The organism is Cellvibrio sp. OA-2007 (genome assembly GCF_000953825.1).
Lineage (GTDB): Bacteria > Pseudomonadota > Gammaproteobacteria > Pseudomonadales > Cellvibrionaceae > Cellvibrio.
Genome location: NZ_BBUL01000020.1, coordinates 56,893 through 79,039 on the forward strand (window position 1 = coordinate 56,893; position 22,147 = coordinate 79,039).

The 22,147-nt window shown below is 49.0% G+C and carries 16 protein-coding genes; 12 read left to right on the forward strand and 4 right to left on the reverse strand.

All coding sequences use genetic code 11. From position 1 onward, the window contains the following. The first annotated feature begins 1 nt into the window (after position 1). The 7 genes from AWU77_RS00560 to AWU77_RS00590 all read left to right on the forward strand — a co-directional run bounded on the left by AWU77_RS00560 (position 2) and on the right by AWU77_RS00590 (position 7,320). Positions 2-1,420 carry a DUF1501 domain-containing protein gene (locus AWU77_RS00560; RefSeq protein WP_062057635.1) on the forward strand — a complete coding sequence of 473 codons (1,419 nt, stop codon included), beginning with the start codon at positions 2-4 and terminating at the stop codon, positions 1,418-1,420. A gap of 158 nt (positions 1,421-1,578) precedes the next feature. Next, positions 1,579-1,914, forward strand: coding sequence for a metalloregulator ArsR/SmtB family transcription factor (locus tag AWU77_RS00565; protein WP_062057636.1), 336 nt, complete (start codon positions 1,579-1,581; stop codon positions 1,912-1,914). Between the two features lie 31 nt (positions 1,915-1,945). Continuing rightward, positions 1,946-2,944, forward strand: a complete 999-nt coding sequence (locus tag AWU77_RS00570) for an ArsJ-associated glyceraldehyde-3-phosphate dehydrogenase (protein ID WP_062057639.1) — start codon at positions 1,946-1,948, stop codon at positions 2,942-2,944. 131 nt (positions 2,945-3,075) lie between these two features. Further along, positions 3,076-4,314, forward strand: coding sequence for an organoarsenical effux MFS transporter ArsJ (gene arsJ, locus AWU77_RS00575; RefSeq protein WP_062057642.1), 1,239 nt, complete (start codon positions 3,076-3,078; stop codon positions 4,312-4,314). A 2-nt stretch (positions 4,315-4,316) separates the two neighbouring features. Further along, positions 4,317-4,772 carry a potassium channel family protein gene (locus AWU77_RS00580; RefSeq protein ID WP_062057645.1) on the forward strand — a complete coding sequence of 152 codons (456 nt, stop codon included), beginning with the start codon at positions 4,317-4,319 and terminating at the stop codon, positions 4,770-4,772. A gap of 18 nt (positions 4,773-4,790) precedes the next feature. Continuing rightward, positions 4,791-6,056, forward strand: a complete 1,266-nt coding sequence (locus AWU77_RS00585; protein WP_062057648.1) for a hypothetical protein — start codon at positions 4,791-4,793, stop codon at positions 6,054-6,056. A 40-nt stretch (positions 6,057-6,096) separates the two neighbouring features. Continuing rightward, positions 6,097-7,320, forward strand: coding sequence for a hypothetical protein (locus AWU77_RS00590; RefSeq protein ID WP_062057651.1), 1,224 nt, complete (start codon positions 6,097-6,099; stop codon positions 7,318-7,320). Between the two features lie 299 nt (positions 7,321-7,619). Here AWU77_RS00590 and AWU77_RS00595 read toward each other — a convergent pair whose 3' ends face one another. Continuing rightward, on the reverse strand, positions 7,620-9,125 hold the full coding sequence (locus AWU77_RS00595) for a methyl-accepting chemotaxis protein (RefSeq protein ID WP_062057654.1): 1,506 nt from the start codon (positions 9,123-9,125) through the stop codon (positions 7,620-7,622). Positions 9,126-9,299: 174 nt separating this feature from the next. On the opposite strand from AWU77_RS00595, the gene AWU77_RS00600 reads away from it, so the two are divergent. The 5 genes from AWU77_RS00600 (at position 9,300) to AWU77_RS00620 (ending at position 15,826) form a co-directional block, all read left to right on the forward strand. Next, complete coding sequence (locus AWU77_RS00600; protein ID WP_062057657.1) at positions 9,300-9,680, forward strand: hypothetical protein; 381 nt, start codon at positions 9,300-9,302, stop codon at positions 9,678-9,680. A gap of 148 nt (positions 9,681-9,828) precedes the next feature. Continuing rightward, entirely contained in the window at positions 9,829-11,091 is a 1,263-nt protein-coding gene (locus AWU77_RS00605; RefSeq protein WP_062057660.1) for a TolC family protein, read from the forward strand. Then, positions 11,088-12,020 carry an efflux RND transporter periplasmic adaptor subunit gene (locus AWU77_RS00610; protein WP_062057663.1) on the forward strand — a complete coding sequence of 311 codons (933 nt, stop codon included), beginning with the start codon at positions 11,088-11,090 and terminating at the stop codon, positions 12,018-12,020. Before AWU77_RS00605 ends, AWU77_RS00610 begins: the two co-directional genes overlap by 4 nt. A 12-nt stretch (positions 12,021-12,032) precedes the next feature. Continuing rightward, entirely contained in the window at positions 12,033-15,125 is a 3,093-nt protein-coding gene (locus AWU77_RS00615; RefSeq protein WP_062057666.1) for an efflux RND transporter permease subunit, read from the forward strand. A gap of 8 nt (positions 15,126-15,133) precedes the next feature. Next, entirely contained in the window at positions 15,134-15,826 is a 693-nt protein-coding gene (locus AWU77_RS00620) for a cation transporter (RefSeq protein ID WP_238582278.1), read from the forward strand. A gap of 9 nt (positions 15,827-15,835) precedes the next feature. Here the strand turns inward: AWU77_RS00620 and AWU77_RS19965 are convergent, their stop codons facing one another. The 3 genes from AWU77_RS19965 to AWU77_RS00635 all read right to left on the reverse strand — a co-directional run bounded on the left by AWU77_RS19965 (position 15,836) and on the right by AWU77_RS00635 (position 22,058). Then, positions 15,836-18,388, reverse strand: coding sequence for an EAL domain-containing protein (locus AWU77_RS19965; RefSeq protein ID WP_084617881.1), 2,553 nt, complete (start codon positions 18,386-18,388; stop codon positions 15,836-15,838). Positions 18,389-18,713: 325 nt separating this feature from the next. Beyond that, on the reverse strand, positions 18,714-20,507 hold the full coding sequence (locus tag AWU77_RS00630) for a hypothetical protein (protein WP_062057669.1): 1,794 nt from the start codon (positions 20,505-20,507) through the stop codon (positions 18,714-18,716). A 132-nt stretch (positions 20,508-20,639) separates the two neighbouring features. Beyond that, complete coding sequence (locus AWU77_RS00635; RefSeq protein WP_062057672.1) at positions 20,640-22,058, reverse strand: alpha-amylase family protein; 1,419 nt, start codon at positions 22,056-22,058, stop codon at positions 20,640-20,642. Positions 22,059-22,147: the final 89 nt, after the last annotated feature.

The window sequence follows — 22,147 nt, forward strand, 5'->3', positions numbered from 1 at the left end:
CATGAAAACAACTAACAGCATCAGTAGACGCGACTTTCTGCGCGGCAGCAGCGCCGTTGCCCTGTGCCTGCGAGCAGCCGCAACTGGCCTGCCGGTGAGCTTCTTAATGAGCGGGGCTATGCCTGCTTACGCCGTAGGTACCGCAGGCAAATCCTTGATTCTGGCGATGTCGGATGATGGCGAATCCATCAACAGCTACGCCGGCGGCACTTACTCAAGCGATAGCAACGACCCGCGTTTTGCCATAGGTCGCCCGAGCGTCGCGCAATTGGGTACCGGCGTACTGGGGCAGGTCAATGGCAACAATGTCACCGCCAGCGACTTCAGCAGCTCCGCGCAAATTAAAATGGGCAGCACTCAGGTGACGGCGGCTAAGTTTTTCTCTTACCTGCCGCAAGATTTGCTCGACCACTTGGCGATGTTCCATTTGCGCACGGCAGCCAACGGGCACCCGGAAGGCACCCGCGTACACACAGTCAACAGCGTATTGGTGAGCAAAACCGGGCGCGGCACCGAAGAAATCCAATCGGCGTTAATGCAGGAAATCCTCTTGCAAGACCCGGCGATGCCCAGTGTGCTCAGCACTCCCATGGTGTTAAACAGTGGCGGGGGCTTGGGCACACTGACATCGGAGAATGTGGCAATCACCCGCTATTCGCCGCTCGATGTCAAAAACCTGTTTGTCGGCACACAGCCTGCCGCAACCGTGGACAACATGGCGAAGCTCTATGCCAGCACCATCGACACTATCTATAAAAATGTAAAAACCAATGGCACCGCCGCCCAGCTGCGCTATTTGGATGCCCACGCCTCATCGCGCACTCAGGCCACTACGCTGGGCAACCAGCTGGGCGGCTTGCTGACCGAGGTCACCGGTTCAAGTTTTGGCGATCAAATCAAAGCGGCCGTTGCCATGGCCAAGGTCAACCTCGCACCGGTGATTGTGGTGCGTCACGCTTACTCAGGCGACAATCACAACGATGATGATCTCAGTCAAGAAACGCGCCTCACCATCGCCCAGCTAAATAATCTGGTGACCTATTGGAACTTGGTGAAAGCAGAGGGGTTGCAAAACAGTATTAACTTCGCCACTTACGATATTTTTGGCCGCACCCTGGGGCGCAATACCAACGGCGGGCGCGATCACCACAATAGCTCCTGCGTAAATATGATGATCGGCGCCAATATCAAACCCGGAGTGATCGGCGGCTTAGAGGCCTGGAGCAATTCCGGCCATCGTTTGATGCGCGCGACCGGCATCAACTCCACCACGGGTTTATCGGCCAGCGCCGATATCGCCGGTAGCGAAACCCTCACCGCCTATGCCCGCACCCTGATGGCCTCGGTCGGTATTCCGGAATCCCGTATCAACTTCCGCATCCCCGCCGGTAAAACCGTGAAGGGCGCGCTGCTCAGCTAGTCATCCATGCGCCAGAGCCATTGCTCTGGCGCATTCCCTCCCTCTGTTAAGCCTCATCCACACACGCCACTTAATGAGCAGGCTTGCTCTTCTGCAAAAATGAACATACACTTTTTAATATATACGTTTTTTCATATGTAATTAAAAAGATGTAGCCCATGAATCCAGCCGAGTTAAGCAAAACCCTCGCCGACGAAACCCGCGCCCGCATTGCGCTGTTAGTGGCGCGCGAAAAAGAGCTGTGTGTGTGTGAACTCACCTGCGCGCTCGATGAAATCCAACCGAAAATTTCCCGCCATTTGGCACTGTTACGCGAAAGCGGTCTGCTTGCCGATCGCCGCCAGGGGCAGTGGGTGTATTACCGTTTGCATCCTGAGCTGCCAACCTGGGTATCCGAAATTTTACACACCATGCTCAATGCCAATAGCGATTGGCTGGCAGAGAATTGTCAACGCTTGTGCGCTATGGCCGATCGACCAGCCCGCTGCTGTTGATAAAAACTCCAATATTCACTGAGACATAAAGATGAAAAAAATCAAAATTGGTATTAATGGTTTTGGTCGCATTGGCCGTTTAGCACTGCGCGCCAGCTGGCACTGGCCGGAATTTGAATTTGTACAAATTAATGACCCAGCGGGTGATGCCGCGACTTTTGCCCATCTGCTGAAATTTGATTCAGTGCAAGGCCAGTGGACGCCGGAAACCAGCGCAGATGAACACTCCATTATTATTGATGGCAAAAAAATTGCCTTTAGCCGCAATAAAAGTATTGGCGAAACCGATTGGAGCAACTGCGATTTGGTGATTGAAGCCAGCGGTAAAATGCGCGAGGTAAAATTACTGCAAGCCTATTTGGATCAAGGCGTAAAACGTGTGGTGGTGAGTGCGCCGGTAAAAGAGCCGAGTGTATTAAATGTGGTGATGGGTGTTAATCAGCATTTATTTGATCCAGCGAGCCATCGCATTGTCACCGCCGCTTCTTGCACCACTAACTGCCTCGCGCCCGTAGTAAAAGTAATTCACGAACAGCTCGGCATTAAACACGGCGCTATTACCACCATCCACGATTTAACCAATACCCAATCAATACTGGATCAGCCGCATAAAGATCTGCGCCGCGCGCGCGCATCCCATTCCAATTTAATTCCCACCAGTACCGGTTCGGCCACGGCGATTGCCGAAATTTTTCCCGAATTGCGCGGCCGTTTAAATGGTCATGCGGTGCGTGTACCCCTGGCGACCGGTTCGCTGACTGACTGCGTGTTTGAAGTGGAGCGCGCCACCAGTGTGGATGAAGTCAACGCGCTGTTAAAAACAGCGAGCGAAACTTATTTGAAAGATATTCTCGGTTATGAAACGCGCCCGCTAGTATCGAGCGATTTTTGTGGCAATCCGCTGTCATCAATTGTCGATGCACTGTCCACTATGGTGGTAAACAATTCATTGGTAAAAATTTACGCTTGGTACGACAACGAGTGGGGCTATGCCAATCGCACGGTGGAGTTGGCGAGAATGGTGGGATAGGCCCAATAATTTGGGCGCAATGAATTGCACCCCTACGGATAATTTGATTGTTGTAGGGGCGTGATTTATCGCGCCCAAAATCGCGCCCAAAATCACACCCAAACATCACCCAATAAGTTATCCCGAAAATCATGAAAAAATCACCCGCCATCCGTCAATACGCAATTGTCACCGGCAATTATTGGGCGTTTACACTCACCGACGGTGCGCTACGCATGTTGGTGGTGTTGCACTTTCATCAGCTGGGTTACAGCCCACTGCAAATTGCCGCGCTGTTTTTGTTTTATGAAATTTTTGGCATTGTCACCAATTTGTTTGGCGGTTATTTGGGTGCGCGGATTGGTTTGAATCGCACCATGAATATCGGCTTGGCACTGCAAGTAGCTGCGCTGGCACTACTCGCGGTGCCCAACCACTGGCTCAGTGTGCCGCTGGTGATGGGCGCGCAGGCGCTGTCGGGCATCGCCAAAGATTTAAATAAAATGAGTGCCAAAAGTGCGATTAAATTATTGGTGCCGGGCGACCAGCAGGGCACTCTATTTAAATGGATCGCGCTGCTAACCGGCTCAAAAAACGCCTTAAAAGGCGTGGGATTTTTTCTCGGTGGTGCATTACTCGCGCTATTAAGTTTTAAGGGCGCAGTGTTGGCCATGGCCGCTGCGCTGGCATTGGTATGGCTTGCCAGTGTGATCACACTCAAACACGATTTAGGCAAGGCAAAAAACAAACCCAAATTTAAGGAATTATTTTCCAAAAGCCGCGCGATTAATATTTTATCTGCCGCGCGGCTATTTTTATTTGGCGCGCGGGATATTTGGTTTGTAATCGCACTGCCGGTTTTTTTAAGCAGCCAACTCGGCTGGAGTTTTTGGTGGGTGGGCGGTTTTCTCGCCAGCTGGGTGATAGGTTATGGTTTGGTGCAATCTATCGCGCCGCTAATTCTGCGCAGTAAAACTCAAGCTGCACCTACCGGTAGGGCAGCACTTTTGTGGGCCGTTATATTAACACTGGTCACAGCAAGTTTGGCCTTGGCGCTCAGCACCAATTTATCCGTCGCGCTGGTATTAATCACCGGTTTGATTTTGTTCGGCATCGCCTTTGCCATCAACTCCTCGCTGCACTCCTATTTAATAGTCAGTTACGCCAAAGGCGATGGTGTATCACTCGATGTGGGTTTTTATTATATGGCCAATGCCTGCGGGCGCTTGGTAGGAACCCTATTATCCGGTTATCTTTATCAGCAGGGTGGCTTGTCACTGTGCCTCTGGGGCAGTGTTATTTTTCTGCTGCTGGTGGCGATTATCTCTATTGGCTTGCCCGGCTCTAACACTCCAACGCACAGTCTCACAAACACACAACAGGCAGATTGAAAATGCTTATTTCTCTACTGATTAATTTTGTGGTGGTCGCAGTCTGTGTGTTGATTCATTTTGAAGCCATTAACCTATTAAGCAACACGCTCTTCAATGCTAAACGAACACCGCGCATTAGTATTTTATTCAGCCTGTTAGCCTGCTTTTTTGCGCATATTATTGAAGTAATAATTTTTGCATTCGCTTATTACGGTTATATGCAAGTTGGCGGTTTCGGTCAGTTAGTGCCCAGCAATTTGGATGCTCAGCATTTGACGAGCAGTTTTCACTCTAATTTTATTGATTGTATTTATTTCTCTCTCACTTGTTATACCTCACTCGGTTTTGGCGATTTAGTGCCCACCGGTTGGCTTCGCTTTTTGGCGGGCGTGGAGGCATTAACTGGTTTGCTGTTAATCGCCTGGACGGCGTCATTTATGTATTTGGAAATGCAAAAACATTGGCGAGTTAAATAACCCCCATAGGTATTCACTGTGAGCAAATGTGAAATAGATTGCAGCTCCGCCGCCGAAATATTGAATCGCGGCTGCTATTGCAAAACCCTGGAGCGCGACCAGTTGCTCGCGCATTTGCAAGCCCAATCCCTGCCAACAGAAATTTTACACAATCATCAGCAATTATTTTCCCACACCGCTGTATTTATCTCGCCCGCGCAGTGGCAGCAGTTGCAGCAATTGGTGGCAGCGGTAACGCGGGTTACTGAATTGCCAACCTATCGCACGCGAGTGTTAAATAATGCTCCCGCTATCGCCCAAAAGCCCAGTTTACATGCCGGTGTGTTTATGGGATTTGATTTTCATTTAAGCGATCTCGGCCCGCAAATTATTGAAATTAATACCAACGCCGGCGGTGGCTTTTTAAATGCGGTGTTGCTCAGCGCGCAAACTGCCTGCTGCAATGCAAGCGGAAGTTTTCCCGCACTGTTACAACCGCAAATAGAAAATGAATTTATCACCATGTTTTTGCGCGAATGGCAGTTGGCGCGTGGCGATCAACCACTGCGGACTATTGCAATAGTGGATGAAGATCCAACCAGACAATTTCTCTATCCGGAATTTTTATTGGCGCAATCACTCTTTGAACGAACAGGCATTAAAACGCTGATTGTCGATCCGCGCAAACTGGAATTAAATTCAGGAGAGTTATTTTATCAGGATCAAGTTATCGATTTGGTCTACAACCGTTTAACCGATTTTTCGCTGGCGCAACCCATCAACCAAACCTTACGCAGCGCTTATGAACTGGATGCGGTAGTGCTGACACCCAATCCATTCCATCACGCACTTTACGCCGACAAACGCAATCTGGTTGTATTAAGTGATGCACAGCAACTCAGCGACTTGGGTGCAAACACTGAGGATATTAAAACCCTGCTGGCGGGAATACCGCGCACACAATTAGTCACAGCTGAGCGCGCCGATGAATTATGGCAAGCGCGCAAACAATTATTTTTTAAACCCGCCACCGGCTACGGCAGCAAAGCCGCCTATCGCGGCGACAAAATTACCAAACGGGTGTGGGATGAAATCCTGCAGGGCGATTACATCGCGCAACAACAAGTACCACCCAGCGAACGCGGCATTTTAGTCGATGATGAAAAACAGCAATTAAAAATGGATATCCGCGCCTATGTCTACGCTGGAAAAATCCAGCTACTCGCCGCGCGTTTATACCAAGGCCAAACCACCAACTTCCGCACTCAAGGTGGTGGATTTGCGCCGGTGTTTGTGGCGGGGTAGTATTACCAAGAGACAATTGCTAATTATAATGGATCAATAAATGGCTATAAAATTCAAAGCAAACTTTAATCCTCAAGCCATTCTCGACGAAATAGAAAAGGCGAAAAGAATATCAGAAGATGGCCGCCTTTCTTTTGCAGTTACAGATGGTTATTTTAATTCGCAGGCAGCTTTGCTATCCATGCTTGAATTTCCAGATGGCGTTAAGTCAGAACTAGACATTCATCAACTTATTTCAAGCGCCATAAACAAAACGGCTATTGCAGGAAAAGTAACAAAAGATAGTTATTTAAAAAAGATAAATGAATTAGCAGTGACTCAAAAATCAAAAGCGGAATGTGTATTTTTTTTATTGTCATCAATATCAATAGATTACGATTCGTTGCCTTTCAAAAAAATAAACATTGATGATTGTGAAATAAATTTTGTTACTAATTTCAATAAAAAATTTACATCTATAAACTCTATAAAGGTAGAAAAATATGGATCAGGCGATGACTCGGGGTACTCGAAAGTCATTGTAAAAATGAAATCAAAAAACATAAAGAATGCTTTTTCTAAGGCTTTAAAGTCGCTTGATTTTTTGAGGTCAATTTTTTGTTTTTTTGCAAATAATCAATCTGAAATTATAGGAGATCCATACATACCAATTAATAAGGTAATGTTTGGTCCGCTTCACACTCTTCATCATACTGATGGCAGCCTGGCAACAAGAGAATTTTGGTTCGAGATGAACTATCTTAAAATAAATCTATATCAATCAAAAGCAGTAGATATTTACACAAAAAATGTAAAATATTTTATTAAAAAGGCAAATAAAGTTAAATACAAAGAATTGATAAAAAATTCAATGATAAGTTACGTCAGAGCTTTCGACTCTCAAGATCAAAGTGATGCATTATTTAAGGTTTGGGGGGCTTTGGAGAAAATAATTACGCCAAAATCAGGTAACGATTATGGAAAAATAGTCTCAAGATGTGCGTTTTTGTATACTGAGTATTGTTATCACAGGGAGCTTCTAGAACATTTGCGAGTCAGAAGAAATGAGTATGTGCATGTTGGAGAAAAGGCAGATGACTCCAAAAAATGTTGTTATCAAGTCCAGGAGTATTTCAGAACGTCTATACTTTTTCACATAAAAAATAAATTTTCCTTTGACTCTATCGATCAAGCTAACGAATTCTTAGATTTACCAGTAAACATTGATACTCTTAATAAAAAAAGAAGCTTGTATACGAAAGCTATTAAATTCAGAAATATTTGATTCATCGTCATCGGACATAAATTTTTATATAAATACTATTTCTTGTCAGGAACGGCGAAAGTTCAAGTTAATCTTAATTCCAGAATAGCCAACACATGTGCTATTGAATTCCCATCCCAATAAAACTGGTAATGCCCCGCTTGGATAGCCGGTGGCGTTAATGCTTTTGGGCGCAGTGCAGCGATGCATTCACCGCCCACATAACGCACTGAGTTATACAAAAACCCCATCACCAGTCGCTGCACGAGCCACTGGTGATAAGGAGAATTTTCAACTTGGGGGAAAACAGAGGCTGGCGATTAACTCGCCAGTTTGAAGAACGACATCAGCTGTTGCAGGTGGTGTGATTGATCATTGGTCTGCTCTGCCGTTGCTGCCAGCTCTTCGGCGGCGGCGGCGTTTTGTTGGGTGGCGCTGTTGATTTGGCTCATGGCGACATTGACTTCGGACAAGCCACCGGATTGCTCCACTGAGCTGGCTGAAATTTCCTGTACCAAGTCTGAGGTTTTGGTGATGGCGGGCACCATGTCATCCAATAATTGACCGGCGCGTTCAACCAACTGTACGTTGCTGTTGGTCAGCGCATCGATTTCCTGTGCGGCTACGCGGCTGCGCTCTGCGAGTTTGCGCACTTCGCTGGCCACTACCGCAAAACCGCGCCCATGTTCGCCCGCGCGCCCGGCTTCAATTGCTGCGTTGAGCGCGAGCAAATTAGTCTGGTAGGCAATGTCGTCGATAATAGCGACTTTTTCGGCCACCAAGCGCATGGCATCTACCGTTTTTGTCACTGTCTCGCCGCCTTCTTTGGCTTGCTGCGCCGCTTTTGCCGCTATGCCATCGGTGATTTTGGCGTTGTCAGAATTCTGCGCCACCGAGCCGGAAATTTGCTCTAGCGTGGCCGATATTTGCTCCACACTACTAGCTTGCTCGGTGGTGGATTGGCTCAGGCTTTGGGTGGTGGCAGATACCTGCGCAGAGGCACTGGAAAGAGCATCCGAGGTTTGCAATATATCGGTCACGGTTTGCGATAGGCGCTCCATCGATTCATTCATTGCATTCAATAGCTCACCAAATTCATCCTTGCGCATATCGTTGTTGCGAAAAGTAAGATTGCCCTCGGCCAATTGACGCACTGCATGCACCACCGTTTGTAGCGGCGCAGTAATGCTGCGAAACAAGGCAACCGACAATACCACCGCTAACAACACACCAATCAAAGCGGTGATCACCATCGCCAGCGAGGTACTGCGGAAATTTGCCACCGCCGACTCGTGTTTATCAGCGAGAATTTGCTCCAACCGGTCCTGCATTAAATCCAGTTCATTGCGCATAGCTTCAAAATCTTCCGCCGCTTTGCCGGTACTCAATTGCAATGCTGCCGCCTGATCACCCTGTTTAACCAAGGCAATAACCTGATCGGTAGATGCCTCCCAGGTATCGCGCAAACCGGTGTAGTTATGCATCAACTCACTCAGCTTGTCGTCGGACATAAGGCCGAAAAACTTATCGACCCTATCGCGTGCTTGCTGTTTGTTTTCTGCATGATCTGCCAGCAGTGACTCAAATTTTTCACTGGCAGAATCCGTTGCGATCAGCGTGCGCTCGGCCACCAATGCTTGTTGTAAATCCCGGTCTGACGAATAGAGCGTGCTGGTGCCAGGGATAAAGTTGCTCAGAATTAATTTGGTCGTCGAGTGTTCTGCCTGAAACGCCAGCGCCACAAAAACCAGCAGCGCCACAAACGTTAATGTCACCAGCGCAAAACCGCCACCCAGGCGTTTGGAAACCGAGATATTGACTAACATAAGGATGACTCCGTTCCTGCTAGAAATTGAAGATTAATAACCAATAACCACAATGATGTGAGCTTAACCCTAGCCCCAAAACATGGCAGATGCCAGTTTGCCCCGCCAGATTAAGGCTAGGCAGCGGCCAGCGAGTTGAGTATGCTCTGCTCATCTTTATCGGCGCCGAACCCCATGCTTACACGCTCCCATCAATTTGCTTTTATCGCACTCGCGTTCTGGTTGCTCAGCAACTGGGCGGGCGCTCATGGGCATTTGTGTTTTGATGGCCAGGAGCCGCCGGTGTCGGTGCAGATGAGTGTGATGAATGGGCACCTTGAGCACCATGCCGATGAGCTGCATCAGGATGTCGATGTGGATTTGGCGCAATCGATACTGGCGCAATCCAGTGCCAAGCTAAGCAAAATCGATTGGGCGCTGGGGCTGATCGCCGCTTTGTCGCTGGTGCTGCTAATCCTGCCTCGCGCTGCTTTTATCTGCGCTTATCGCGCCTTTTACCCTCCTATTTCCCTCCATTGGCGGCCTTTACTGCGCGCGCCGCCGCTTTCTGTCTGAGTTTTTAACCTACAACTCGTCCGTCACTCCCGCTCGCGGGAGTCCAGCTCTGATTGAAAGCCCAGCTTTCGTTTTTATGGATCCCCGCTACGCGAGGATGACGACTCCCTGTTCGGTTTTACGTGACTGGCTCACGACAGGATTGACCATGAACAAATTGTTATTTGCGCTGCCCTTGTTGGTGGGCGCTTTAGCCTGGCCCGTTGCGGCCGAGAGCATCAGCCTGCAACAGGCGCTCAGCGCCAGTTTGCAGCACAACCCCCTGCTAGGAGGATACCAATTTCGCCGCGCCGCGCTGGCCGGTGAACAGACTAGTGCCGCCCTGCGGCCGGAGCTGCGTCTGCATTCAGAGCTGGAAAATATCGCCGGTTCAGGTGATTTTTCCGGGGTCGATGGTGCTGAACTGACGCTTTCGTTTGCCTCCATTATCGAGCTAGGTGACCAGCGCGATGCCCGCATCCAGGCAGTCACTGCCCGCCAGCAACACTTGGCGACGGAACAGCGAGTGGCGGTGTTGGATTTGGTCGCCGCCGTGAATTATCGCTTTATCGCCCTGCTTGCCGCCCAGGAACAACTGCAGGTTCAAGAGCAGGCGCAGCAACTGGCGCACAGCCTGGTCGCCAGTTTGAACCGGCGGGTAGAGGCGGGGCGGGCGCCAAAAGAGGAGTTATTGCGCGCCCGCGCCGCCGAGGCCAGCGCCAACTTGCAGCTAGGCAAAACCCGCCAACAAGTGCAGCTGGAGATGCTAAAACTGAGTGCCTACTGGGCCGATAGCTCGCCGGATTTCACTCGTGCCAGCGGCGATTTATTATCGCTTACTAACCCCGCAGCCCTTGCCGATTGGCAAAAACGCCTGGCCAATAACCCCGACTTGCGACTGCTCGCCGACACTACCCGGCTGCAGGCGGCGGAGCTGCGCAAGGCCGAAGCCCAAGGCCAGATGACGCTGGGCTGGAATGCCGGTGTGCGCCAGCTACAGGCGAGCGATGAACAGGCGCTGGTACTGGGCGTGAATATTCCGCTCGCCAGTGGCAAACGCGCCAGCGGGGCGATCAGCAAGGCACGCGCCGAGCAGGATGCCGCCGCATTTGCGGAAGATAGCGCCAAAATCCAGCTAGAAGCCCGTTTAAACCAAGTCTATAGCGAACACACCCAAGCCCTCAGCGCCTTGCACAGCCTGCGCGATCAAATCCTGCCGTTGCTGCAAGAGGCCTATAGCGCCACTGCCGCTGCGTTCGAACAGGGTCGCTACAGCTCGCTCGAACTGGCCTTCGCCCAGCGCGAATTGCTGGACACACGCGCTGCGCTGATCGCCACCGCCCTGCGCGCCCATGAAACCCGTATTGAACTGGAGCGTTTGACCGCGTCCGCTCCGCTGGCATCAACCTCATTAGCTGAGACTGCACCATGAATCTATTTATTAAAACCCTGATCTTAACCGCCAGCCTGGGTTTGTCTGCCCAACTGCTAGCCTCCGGCGATCACGACCACCATGACGATCACGGCCACGACGAACACCATGAGCATGAGGAGCGCACCAGCATCACCCTGAGCGAGCAACTGGCCGCCGCCTCAGGCATTAGCACCGCTATTGCGAGGGCGGGTGAGCTGCAGGAGCGCATTAAACTCTACGGCGTAATCGTCGCCGACCCGCTGCGGGTCAGCCATATTCAGGCGCGCTACCCGGGGCTGATCCGCTCGGTAAAACCCACCATTGGCGCGCGCGTCAAAGCGGGCGATGTATTGGCAACCGTGGAATCCAACGAAAGCCTGCGCGAATACCCATTGCTGGCGCCGATTGATGGGGTGGTGGTGGAGCGCCATGCCAACCCGGGTGAGTTCAGCGCCGACAAAGTCTTGTTTACCCTGCTCGATGAGCGCGTATTAGAGCTGCATTTGCAGGCGTTCCCTGCCGATGCCAGCAAGATCACTAATGGTCAAACCATTACTTTCAGCGCCAACGGCACTCAAGCCAGCACCCGCAGCGAGTACATCACCCCCCGCCACGGCGACACGCCCACACTCGAAGTACACGCGCCGGTGGATAACAGCGCCGGCAACTGGGTGCCCAATCAGGCCGTAGAAGCTTGGGTTGATATAGCCCGAACTCCAGTGCCGCTGCTGGTCGATAACCGCGCGCTGCAGTCGTTTCGCGATTGGCAGGTAGTATTTATCCACATCGGCGATACCTATGAGATACGCCCACTCGAACTAGGTCGCAGCGACGGCCAATTTACCGAGGTGCTCAGCGGCCTGAACGCGGGTGATGCCTATGTGGTGGATAACGCTTTTTTGCTCAAGTCCGACCTGGAGAAATCCGGCGCGACGCACGATCACTAGGGAGCAAACAAGATGATTGAATCGATTTTACACACGGCCATCGCCCGCCGTTGGCTGGTGCTTGTCGCCGTGTTTGCGCTCATCGCGCTCGGCCTGTGGAATTACCAGCGGCTGCCGATTGATGCAGTGCCCGACATCACCAATGTGCAGGTGCAAATCAATACCGAAGCGCCCGGTTACTCGCCCTTAGAGGCGGAGCAGCGCATCACCTATCCGGTGGAAACTGCGCTCGCCGGAATGCCCAAACTCGCCTATACCCGCTCGCTGTCGCGCTATGGTTTATCGCAAGTGACCGTGGTGTTTGAAGAGGGCACGGATATTTATTTTGCGCGCAATCTTATTAACCAGCGTCTCGGTCAAATTAAATCGAGCCTGCCAGACAATATCGAGCCGACTATGGGGCCCATCGCCACCGGTCTCGGTGAAATTTTTATGTATACGGTGGAGGCGCAGGATCCTAAACAGTTTGATGCTATGGCACTGCGCGAATTGCAAGATTGGGTCATCCGCCCGCAGCTAATGCAAGTCAAAGGCGTGGTGGAAATCAATGCGATTGGCGGCTACACCCGGCAGTATCACATCACGCCCGACCCGGTGAAATTATTGCAGTGGCAGCTCAGTTTTGAGGATGTCATCCACGCACTTAACAGCAATAACGACAATCGCGGTGCCGGTTATTTAGAACGCGACGGACAACAATTGTTGGTGCGCACGCCGGGGCAACTCGCCAGCATTGCCGATATTGAAAATGTGGCCGTGACTAATGCCAAGGGGGTGATGGTGCGCATTGGCGATATCGCCCAGGTGGCCATTGGCAAAGAATTGCGCACCGGCGCCGCCACTCAAAATGGCCGCGAAACCGTGCTGGGTACGGCGATGATGTTGATGGGCGAAAACTCGCGCACAGTAGCGCGCGCGCTGGCAGAAAAACTGGAAGAGATTAATCGCTCACTACCCGAAGGGGTTCAAGCGGTTGCTGTCTATGACCGCACCCAATTGGTGGATAAAACCATCGCCACCGTACAAAAAAATCTGCTCGAAGGCGCGCTCCTGGTGATCGCGGTTTTATTTTTATTGCTCGGTAATCTGCGCGCTGCACTCATCACCGCCGCGGTTATTCCCATCGCCATGTTGATGACCATTACCGGCATGGTTGAAGCCGGTGTGTCGGCAAACTTAATGAGCCTCGGCGCATTGGATTTTGGTTTGATTGTCGATGGTGCGGTAATTATTGTCGAAAACTGTATTCGCCGTTTAAGCGAGGCGCAAAAAGGCGGACAGCTGGCATTAAAAGACCGATTGCAACTCGCCTATGAAGCCACCAGCGAAGTGATTCGCCCGAGTTTATTTGGGGTGGGTATTATCACTCTCGTGTACTTGCCAATTTTTACCCTCACCGGCGTGGAGGGAAAAATGTTTCACCCTATGGCCATTACCGTGGTGATCGCCTTAACCTCGGCATTAATTTTGTCACTCACCTTTGTGCCGGCTGCAATTGCACTCATCATGAACGGCAAAGTCGCCGAACATGAAAACCGTTTTATGCAAACAGCGAAAAAACTTTATCAACCTTTATTAATGCGTGCATTTCAATGGCGCAGTTTGGTATTGGGCGGTTCACTGGTGTTGGTGCTGTTCAGTGTTTGGCTCGCCACGCGTTTGGGTTCGGAATTTATTCCGCAATTGGATGAAGGCGATATAGCGCTGCACGCATTGCGCATTCCCGGCACAGGTTTGGAGCAGGCAGTGGCGATGCAAACTGTGCTTGAAGCGCGTATTAAACAATTTCCGGAAGTGGATAAAGTATTTGCCAAACTCGGCACCGCCGATGTTGCCACCGACCCCATGCCACCTTCTGTTGCCGACAACTTTGTCATTTTTAAACCGCGCAGCGAATGGCCCAACCCCAGCCGCGAGAAAGCCGATTTAGTAGAGGCGATTGAAACCGCCGTGCGCGCATTGCCCGGTAACAATTACGAATTCACTCAACCGATTCAAATGCGTTTTAACGAATTGATTTCCGGCGTGCGCTCGGATCTAGGCATAAAAGTGATTGGCGATGACTTGGAGCAATTGCAAACATCGGCCGCAGACATTTTGGCAGTAGTAGAAAAAATTCCCGGCGCCGCCGATGCGCGCATGGAGCAGGTTACAGGTTTGCCGGTATTAACCATCACCCCTAAACGCATGCAACTGGCTGCCTATGGTTTAACAGTGACTAGCCTGCAAGATTTTGTCGCCACTGCACTGGCCGGTGAAACCGCTGGTTTAATTTATGAAGGTGATCGCCGTTTTGATATTGTGGTGCGCCTGCCGGAAAACCTGCGCAATGATGTGCTCGCGCTGGAGCGCTTGCCGGTGCCCATTGCCAGCGAACCATTTTTTGTACCGCTCAATGAAATCGCCAGCATCGAACTTGCGCCCGCACCCAATCAAATCAGCCGCGAAAATGGTAAACGTTTAGTGGTGGTCACCGCCAATGTGCGCGGCCGCGATTTAGGTTCTTTTGTCAGCGAAGTGCAAGCAACCATCAACCGCGAAGTAAAATTACCTGCCGGTTATTGGTTAGATTACGGCGGCACTTTTGAGCAATTGGAATCGGCCAGCAAACGCTTAACCCTCGTAGTACCACTCACACTCTTAATGGTGATTGCATTACTGGTGATGGCGTTTGGCTCGCTTAAAGACGCGCTAATTATTTTCACCGGCGTACCACTCGCCTTAACCGGCGGCGTACTCGCGCTCTGGCTGCGCGACATGCCCATGTCCATGTCTGCCGGTGTAGGGTTTATTGCACTCTCTGGCATAGCCGTCTTAAATGGCTTGGTTATGCTCGCGTTTATTCGCCAGCTTTATTTGGAAAATGGTGATTTAATGGAAGCCATAATTCAAGGTGCCTTAACCCGTTTGCGTCCGGTTTTAATGACTGCACTCGTAGCCAGTTTAGGTTTTGTACCTATGGCCTTTAATGTAGGAATTGGTGCAGAAGTGCAACGGCCATTAGCGACTGTGGTAATTGGCGGGATTATTTCATCCACCTTATTAACACTGTTGGTATTGCCGGTGTTGTATGGAATGGTGCATGGTAAGAAAAAAACAAGTTAAGGTTTAATATGGAAAAAGTTGGAGCGCGCCGCTTATGGAGTTGCGCACTCCAACAGAATTTATTTCACGCGGAGCAAACTATGGGCGCCCATTGCTGTAACCACGATCACCAATCACCACCTCAACCCGATCCAAAATACCGCCGTATTTTATGGATAGCGTTAATCATTAATGCGCTGATGTTTGTGGTTGAAATTATTTTTAGTCAGCGCGCTGATTCTGTGTCGCTGCTGGCGGACTCTATCGACTTCCTTGGCGATGCGGCCAATTATGGGCTTAGCATTTGGGTGCTGGCGATGAGTGTGCAGACCCGTGCAAAAGCATCGCTTGTTAAAGCGGCGTCCATGGGAATTTTTGGAATTGCAGTATTAGGTCACGCGATTTGGAATGCGGTTGCTGGTGTGGTGCCGGATGCACAGACTATGACGCTAATTGGATTTCTTGCGCTAGTGGCCAATGTGAGTGTAGCCATTTTGCTCTACGCCTATCGCAATGGCGACAGCAATATGCGCAGCGTCTGGTTGTGTACCCGCAATGATGCGCTGGGCAATATCGCGGTAATTATTGCGGCCATTGGTGTATTTGGCACTGGAACCGCCTGGCCGGATTTAATTGTCGCCAGCATTATGGCATCCCTGGCACTAACCGCAGCTTGGCAAGTGGTAAAACAGGCACGGCAGGAATTGCATCAACAAACATAAACAGATTAATTATTTTTTGCTGTCAACAAGCGGATAAACATTTGTGCTTGCCGCTTGCGCTTTCATAAAACTAACAAAATCTTCCGGCGAAATAGGTTTACTAAAATAATAACCTTGAGATTGATCACAAGCATGATCGCGTAAAAACGCTTCTTGTTCTTGTGTTTCTACGCCTTCGGCGATCACCGTCAAACTCAAGGTTCTGCCCATAGCGATAATCGCTTCGGTAATGGCTCGGTCTTCGCGATTTTGTGGAATATCGCGGATAAACGAACTGTCTACTTTTAACGTATCTATAGGAAAGCGTTTTATTTGCGCGAGCGATGAATAACCCACACCAAAATCATCAATGGCCAAGCGCACACCCAGGGCTTTAATGGCGGTGAGAATGCGAATGGCGCGCTCGGCATCCTGCATTACCATACCTTCAGTAATTTCCATTTCCAGCAACTGCGGTTGCATGCCCGATTCTGTTAAGGCGTCGGCAACATCGTTAATTAAATTTTCATCAAAAAATTGCCGCACCGATAAATTTACTGCCATACACAGTGGCGGCAAGCCTTGTTGCAACCAAGCTACATTTTGCGCACAGGCAGTTTTTAATACCCAGCGGCCAATTAATACAATTAAGCCAGTTTCTTCTGCGAGGGGGATAAATTGTGCAGGCGAAATAATTCCCAGTTCAGGGTGTTGCCAGCGCACCAAGGCTTCAACACCGGCAATTTCCCCAGTTTGTAAATTGCGTTTTGCCTGATAGTGCAAAAAAAATTCATTGCGCTCTAGTGCCATGCGCAAATTATTTTCCAGCACTAACCGCTCGAGTGAGCGAGCTTCAATATGGGGCGAATAGAATTGGTAATTATTTTTACCTTCTTCTTTCGCGCGGTACATGGCGATGTCAGCATTTTTCATCAAGGCCTGCTCACCAATTCCATCATCCGGGTATACGCTAATACCAATACTGGCGGTGACGCGACACTCCTGTCCATTGATGTCGATAGGGTTGAGCGATGCCGCCAAAATTTTCTTTGCTACTGTGGCTATTTGCTCTGTGTTTTCCATCTCGGGCAACAAAATCACAAACTCATCGCCACCCAAACGCCCCACAACATCGCTGGCACGCAAACATTGTTTCAGGCGTGTGGCCATTTGGCGCAACAGACAATCGCCGGCCTCATGACCCAATGTGTCATTAATATTTTTAAATCTATCCAAATCGATAAAAAAAACGGCGAGCTTGCGCTGATAGCGATGAGACGATTCAATTGCCAAATTCAAAATTTGGCTAAACATAAAACGATTGGGCAGTGAGGTTAAACTGTCATGTGTGGCGAGATAATGAATATGCTCCTCAGAGCGTTTGCGCTCGGTAATATCGCGACCAATGCCACGATAGCCGCGAAATTTGCCGTTTTCATCAAACGCGGGCAAGCCCGTTAAACTAATAAAATAGGTATTGCCGTTATCAGCGACGCGACGCAATTCCAAATCGCGAAAGGGGCTGCGCTCAGCCACTAGATCGTCGTATTCAATCCAGGATTCTAATAAAAGTTCAGTGCCGGGCAGCGCCTTTAAACCCTTGCCCAATACTTCATCGCGTTGATAACTGGATTTGTTATTGGGGTCTTCAAATTCAATAAATTGTAAATCCGCATCTTGCTCCCAATACCAGTCGGACGACAATTCAATCAAACTGCGAAAGCGCGCTTCACTTTCACGCAAGGCGCGCTCGGCGCGGCGACGTAAGGTAATATCGCGACCAATACCCACCAGCGCAACAGTTTCATCTTTGTCATTGCGCACGGGGAGTTTAGTCGTTAGAAACCAGCGCATATTGCCAGTCTCTTTATTCACCGCCAGCTCCTCCCGGTTTACCAAGCCTTCACCGGTGCGCACTATGGTTTGTTCATCTTCAAAAAAATTCTGCGCCATCTCTTGCGGGAAAAAATCAAAATCATCCTTGCCAATTAAATTCTCTGGCCTAGTGCCCATGCCTCGGGCAACGGCTTCGTTCGCCAACAAAAATTTGCTATTAATATCTTTGACAAAAATATTGTCAGGCACAGCATCAACCAAGGTGCGCATCAAATTGCGCTCCTGCTCAAGAGTCGCACTTATGGCTTGCAGTTCGGCAGTGCGCTGCGCCACCCGCAGTTCCAATTCCGTATTTTCATCGCGCACATCGATTTCGGTTTGTTTGGTTTGGGTGATATCGCGGCTAATACCCATAATGCCAATGATCTTGCCGTTGTTATCTCGCAGCGGCACCTTAGTGGTAGAGTACCAGTGCGATTCCCCCGTCTTCGCGTCTCTGAGCAGCTCTTCTCGCCCTACTAGGGGCTGGCCAGTACGGATTACCCATTGATCATCGTCAACATAGGCTTGCGCGGCAGCCGGGGGATTAAGATCAAAATCGGTTTTCCCCAATATATTCTCTATAGACTCCGCACCGGTCATATTTACCAAAGCCAAATTGGCATAAATAAAACGGCCGTTTTCATCCTTGGCATAAATAAGGTCGAGCATGTGGTCGCCGAGGGTGCGAAGTAAATAACGTTCCATAGAGAGGTCTTATGTTTTTAGTGGTTCTGTTAATTACACAATTTGCATTAGGCTTGAGTATAGGCAGTGATTAGCGCAGATGAGAAAAATAACATTAATAAACATTTGCACCTGCCAGCTTATTGACAGACTAAGGCAGCAGTAGCTGCGCCAATGCGTTTGGGGCGGATTTTTGGCAGAGGTCGAGAAAGCAATTAACTGATTGGTGCTAGATAACAGGTACAAGCCATGTGACGCGGAAGAAGTTAACCGGCAGGATTCCTCTGTAGTTGCATGAAGAATCCTGCTGTGTGCAGCGCCTTGGTATATCTATTCCTTCATTTATTTACTCAATTGCTTGCAGATGAAATTGCACGGCCTTTTTCTGCGTGACCGGTTTAATAAACTTGATTTTTTTATGGGGAATAAAAGGCATGGTGTAATTAAATTTAGCCTCTGTGTCATTGGGGATAATTAATTCATAGTCACCTTCGGCAACCACCGCATTAACCTCCAGTTTAACACTAGTCTCGGTTTGATCTTTGACTTTATAGGTGATGGGCAAAAAGCCCTGATAACCAAGTTTGTTGTTGATAGGGGCAATAGCCAGATCAAAGTAGTAAGGTGGTGTGAGAAAGTTAAGTCCGTTCAGAGTCAGCGTGAAAGGCTTGCCACTTTCAATAATAGTAGGAGTAACACTGGTAATTTCCGGCAAAATTTTACTGTAGAGAATATTTACCGTGACTGGATCAAATTTTTTGCTGGGGTCACTAATTTGAATACGGTTGGTTTTGGTACTGTTGTTGGCCATTGCGGCAATATAGTTTTTATCGAAACTAACATTGATAATACTTTCACCAATCCCGCTTTTTGTTTTTGCATCAACAATAGTTCCGGCATCTAATGAAACGGCTTGCCAGCTAAAACCTTGATTGTTTTCTGTGGCGTGCAGCGCAATGGGCAAATTGCCAAAATCAGCGGTTTGAGCCGCGAAAAATAGTTGGCCATTAAACTGCTGGTCAGCAATAAACCCTTTGGTAATGTTAAGCGTTATTTTGGCGGTATCTGACTTGTTGTCGCAAGTAGTGGCTTTGACAGCAGCAGTGTAGCTTCCGGCCGTCAGGCCAGCTGAGTTGGCTGTAACACTTAATGAATTGCTGCCCGCGTAATCTACCCTCAGCCAATTAGCCCCTGTCGTATAATTAAGTTCTATGGTTGGCAGCTGAAGCGATTTTCCGCACACCGAATAGGGAAAAAAGTAGGCAAGTGCCTGGCTGGCAATACGCTCTGAATTGACTGGGATATTTAAAATAATATCGCGCTTTAAAAAAGCGAATTCATCACTTTTAATATTTTCAGGGCTTACTATCTGTACGATATGAAAGCCAAATACACCTGCTTTTGATGAGCTATCAAGGGTATTTAAAATATTGTTTATCCGATGGTAGCCGGTTGTTGTTTGGGCTGGCGCAATGAAATCAAATCCGGTTTTACTGAGGTTGGTAATAGAAAGCCGCGCCACTGTTTCTGCATCAAAACTAACCTGTGTAATTGAATCAGGCACATCCATGCGCATGTGGATCACTTCCGATGGTTTATTCGCTTGTGTGTAAAGTGTGACAACCTCACTGCCAATTTCATTGGTAAATTCCTTAACACTGCTTGATGCTGTTACCACTGGCTCAAGGCGTATTCCAGCCGACTTCACATAAAAGGTGTAGGGAATTTTATAAGGGGATTTAGCCAGATGTTTAGTGCAGCTTGAGTTACTGCAAATATTTACTGTAATGTTTCCTTGGTAGATGCCATTCCATAGGTTGCGTTTTTGGTGAATGAATAGGCTGCCATAATCTGCACCTAGCGACATAGTCACATTTTCTATGCCATCGCCAGAATAACTGGCGCTCACATAAACCACGCTGACCCCAGGGTCGCCAGTCGCTTGTGCATCAAGAATGATGGTGTCTTCCGGTTTGGGTAGATTTTCAATAATTTCCGTTTTTGAAAATGTCACTGCAAAGTTATTATTCTTAGTGCCTGAGCCGCCACCGCCACCGCCACCGCCACCGCCACCGCCACAAGCTGAAAGCAGTGTGACGCACATCGCAAATATCAATGTAATACGTAAATAGTTAAGCATGGCTACTCCTTAGTAAAAATTAAAAGTGCGGCATCTTAATCTTCTTATTTATGGCGTGGAAGTGTGCCTGTAAAAAAACCGGCACCATCCTGATGCCGGTTTTTAATTATGCATAACAATGAGTGATAAAAATTATTCAGGTAGCCACATACGTGCGGTACGTGATGGCAACGCAAATGTGTAACTGCTGCTGTTGATGTACACCAGGTTTCCATTGGTTAATACATCGCGATAGTTGCGGTACCACTTAAAGCGATTGTTGGTATTCACACTAAAGTTTTGTTGGCTGCCACACTTGTTAATGCCCACCACGCCTTCTTCACCGCGACGGAATAAAATTGCACAACTGTTGTGTGCCAACACTTCCATACCTTGGCCTTGTACTTTGTTGTGGAATTTTATCATGGCGGTAATGTGTGCTGCTTTGTAAGCATTAACCCAACGATTGCTATCAGTGCCTGTAGTATCGCTAAAAATCAAGGGTTTACCACCATCGCGCCCCATGATGTAGGCATAGGCTAATTTCTCATCGGTGGCATCCATTATCCAGCTGCGAAAACCTCCATTGAGTGGAATATCGTGATTGACGGTAAAGGTCACTGCGCGGAATTTATCAATCGCCTGACCAACTGCTTGTGGGTCAACCAATGAACTCATACTGCCGCCGACACTGAACGCATTGCGGATACTTTGAAACAACGGAAAGTCATAGGCTTTGTGGTCGGTATCGCGCAAGTAAGGCGTAAGAAAGCGATCGTTGTCTGTATTGCCTGCACCACCACCAGTAATAATTTCGCCAAACACATACATGTTAGTTTTAATAGTGGACGTAAAAATTTGATTGATGTGATAGGCGGTCATATGTTTGGCGGCATCGACGCGGAAACCTTTAACACCCATGGTTTTTAACGCGCTTAAATAATTGCGCTGCTGTGTTACCACCCAGGAATTAGGATTCAAATCTGGCAAACCTGTATCGCCACTGCCACCACACAAGCGCCAATTTTGCACCTGCCAAACATCGTTGTAATCGCTAATACAATTGGCCGGATTAAAATCGGAGCCGCCAAATAAGCCCTGGGTTAAATCGCCAAATAATTTCTGATTGTTCCAGTAAGTTGTGTTGGAAGCATAAGTGCTCAAGGCCGCAGCACCGGGAAAATCGGTCGCGCCATTGCGCTCATTGGCCATGTGATTCAATACAATATCGGCATACACTTCTACGCCCTGCGCGTTTAACGCATTGACCATAGTTTGAAAACTTTGTTTATTGCCGCGCGCATGGTCGATAACACGAATATCCTGCGGTTGGTAACGCTGCCACCACTGGGAATTGGCGGCGTTGGATTTTAACGGCGGTGCAACCAATACCGCTTTGTAACCGAGATTTTTTATCTCCGTTGCTTTGGCCGAAACATCGCTATAGTTCCAATCAAACGCGTGTAAAATAGCGTCGGCACTGGCCTGTTGCACACTGACAATACTGGCAAAGGCCAACGTAAGTGTGAGTGTTGTTTTGGAAAAAAATTGTGATAATGCATTGGTTTTCATTCAGGATTCCCTCGCAAAAGCTCGCCGCTGCAATCGGAGTATTTTGCAGCACAAACCTCGGCTGATAGTGGTAAATTATGCTTATTGTG

Coding starts and splice junctions, on each gene's coding strand:
- AWU77_RS00600 (WP_062057657.1), top strand. CDS start 9,300: ATGCTTACACGCTCCCATCAATTTGCTTTTATCGCACTCGCGTTCTGG.
- AWU77_RS00580 (WP_062057645.1), top strand. CDS start 4,317: ATGCTTATTTCTCTACTGATTAATTTTGTGGTGGTCGCAGTCTGTGTG.
- AWU77_RS00620 (WP_238582278.1), top strand. CDS start 15,134: ATGGAAAAAGTTGGAGCGCGCCGCTTATGGAGTTGCGCACTCCAACAG.
- AWU77_RS00605 (WP_062057660.1), top strand. CDS start 9,829: ATGAACAAATTGTTATTTGCGCTGCCCTTGTTGGTGGGCGCTTTAGCC.
- AWU77_RS00635 (WP_062057672.1), bottom strand. CDS start 22,058: ATGAAAACCAATGCATTATCACAATTTTTTTCCAAAACAACACTCACA.
- arsJ (WP_062057642.1), top strand. CDS start 3,076: ATGAAAAAATCACCCGCCATCCGTCAATACGCAATTGTCACCGGCAAT.
- AWU77_RS19965 (WP_084617881.1), bottom strand. CDS start 18,388: ATGGAACGTTATTTACTTCGCACCCTCGGCGACCACATGCTCGACCTT.
- AWU77_RS00590 (WP_062057651.1), top strand. CDS start 6,097: ATGGCTATAAAATTCAAAGCAAACTTTAATCCTCAAGCCATTCTCGAC.
- AWU77_RS00610 (WP_062057663.1), top strand. CDS start 11,088: ATGAATCTATTTATTAAAACCCTGATCTTAACCGCCAGCCTGGGTTTG.
- AWU77_RS00565 (WP_062057636.1), top strand. CDS start 1,579: ATGAATCCAGCCGAGTTAAGCAAAACCCTCGCCGACGAAACCCGCGCC.
- AWU77_RS00560 (WP_062057635.1), top strand. CDS start 2: ATGAAAACAACTAACAGCATCAGTAGACGCGACTTTCTGCGCGGCAGC.
- AWU77_RS00615 (WP_062057666.1), top strand. CDS start 12,033: ATGATTGAATCGATTTTACACACGGCCATCGCCCGCCGTTGGCTGGTG.
- AWU77_RS00595 (WP_062057654.1), bottom strand. CDS start 9,125: ATGTTAGTCAATATCTCGGTTTCCAAACGCCTGGGTGGCGGTTTTGCG.
- AWU77_RS00570 (WP_062057639.1), top strand. CDS start 1,946: ATGAAAAAAATCAAAATTGGTATTAATGGTTTTGGTCGCATTGGCCGT.
- AWU77_RS00630 (WP_062057669.1), bottom strand. CDS start 20,507: ATGCTTAACTATTTACGTATTACATTGATATTTGCGATGTGCGTCACA.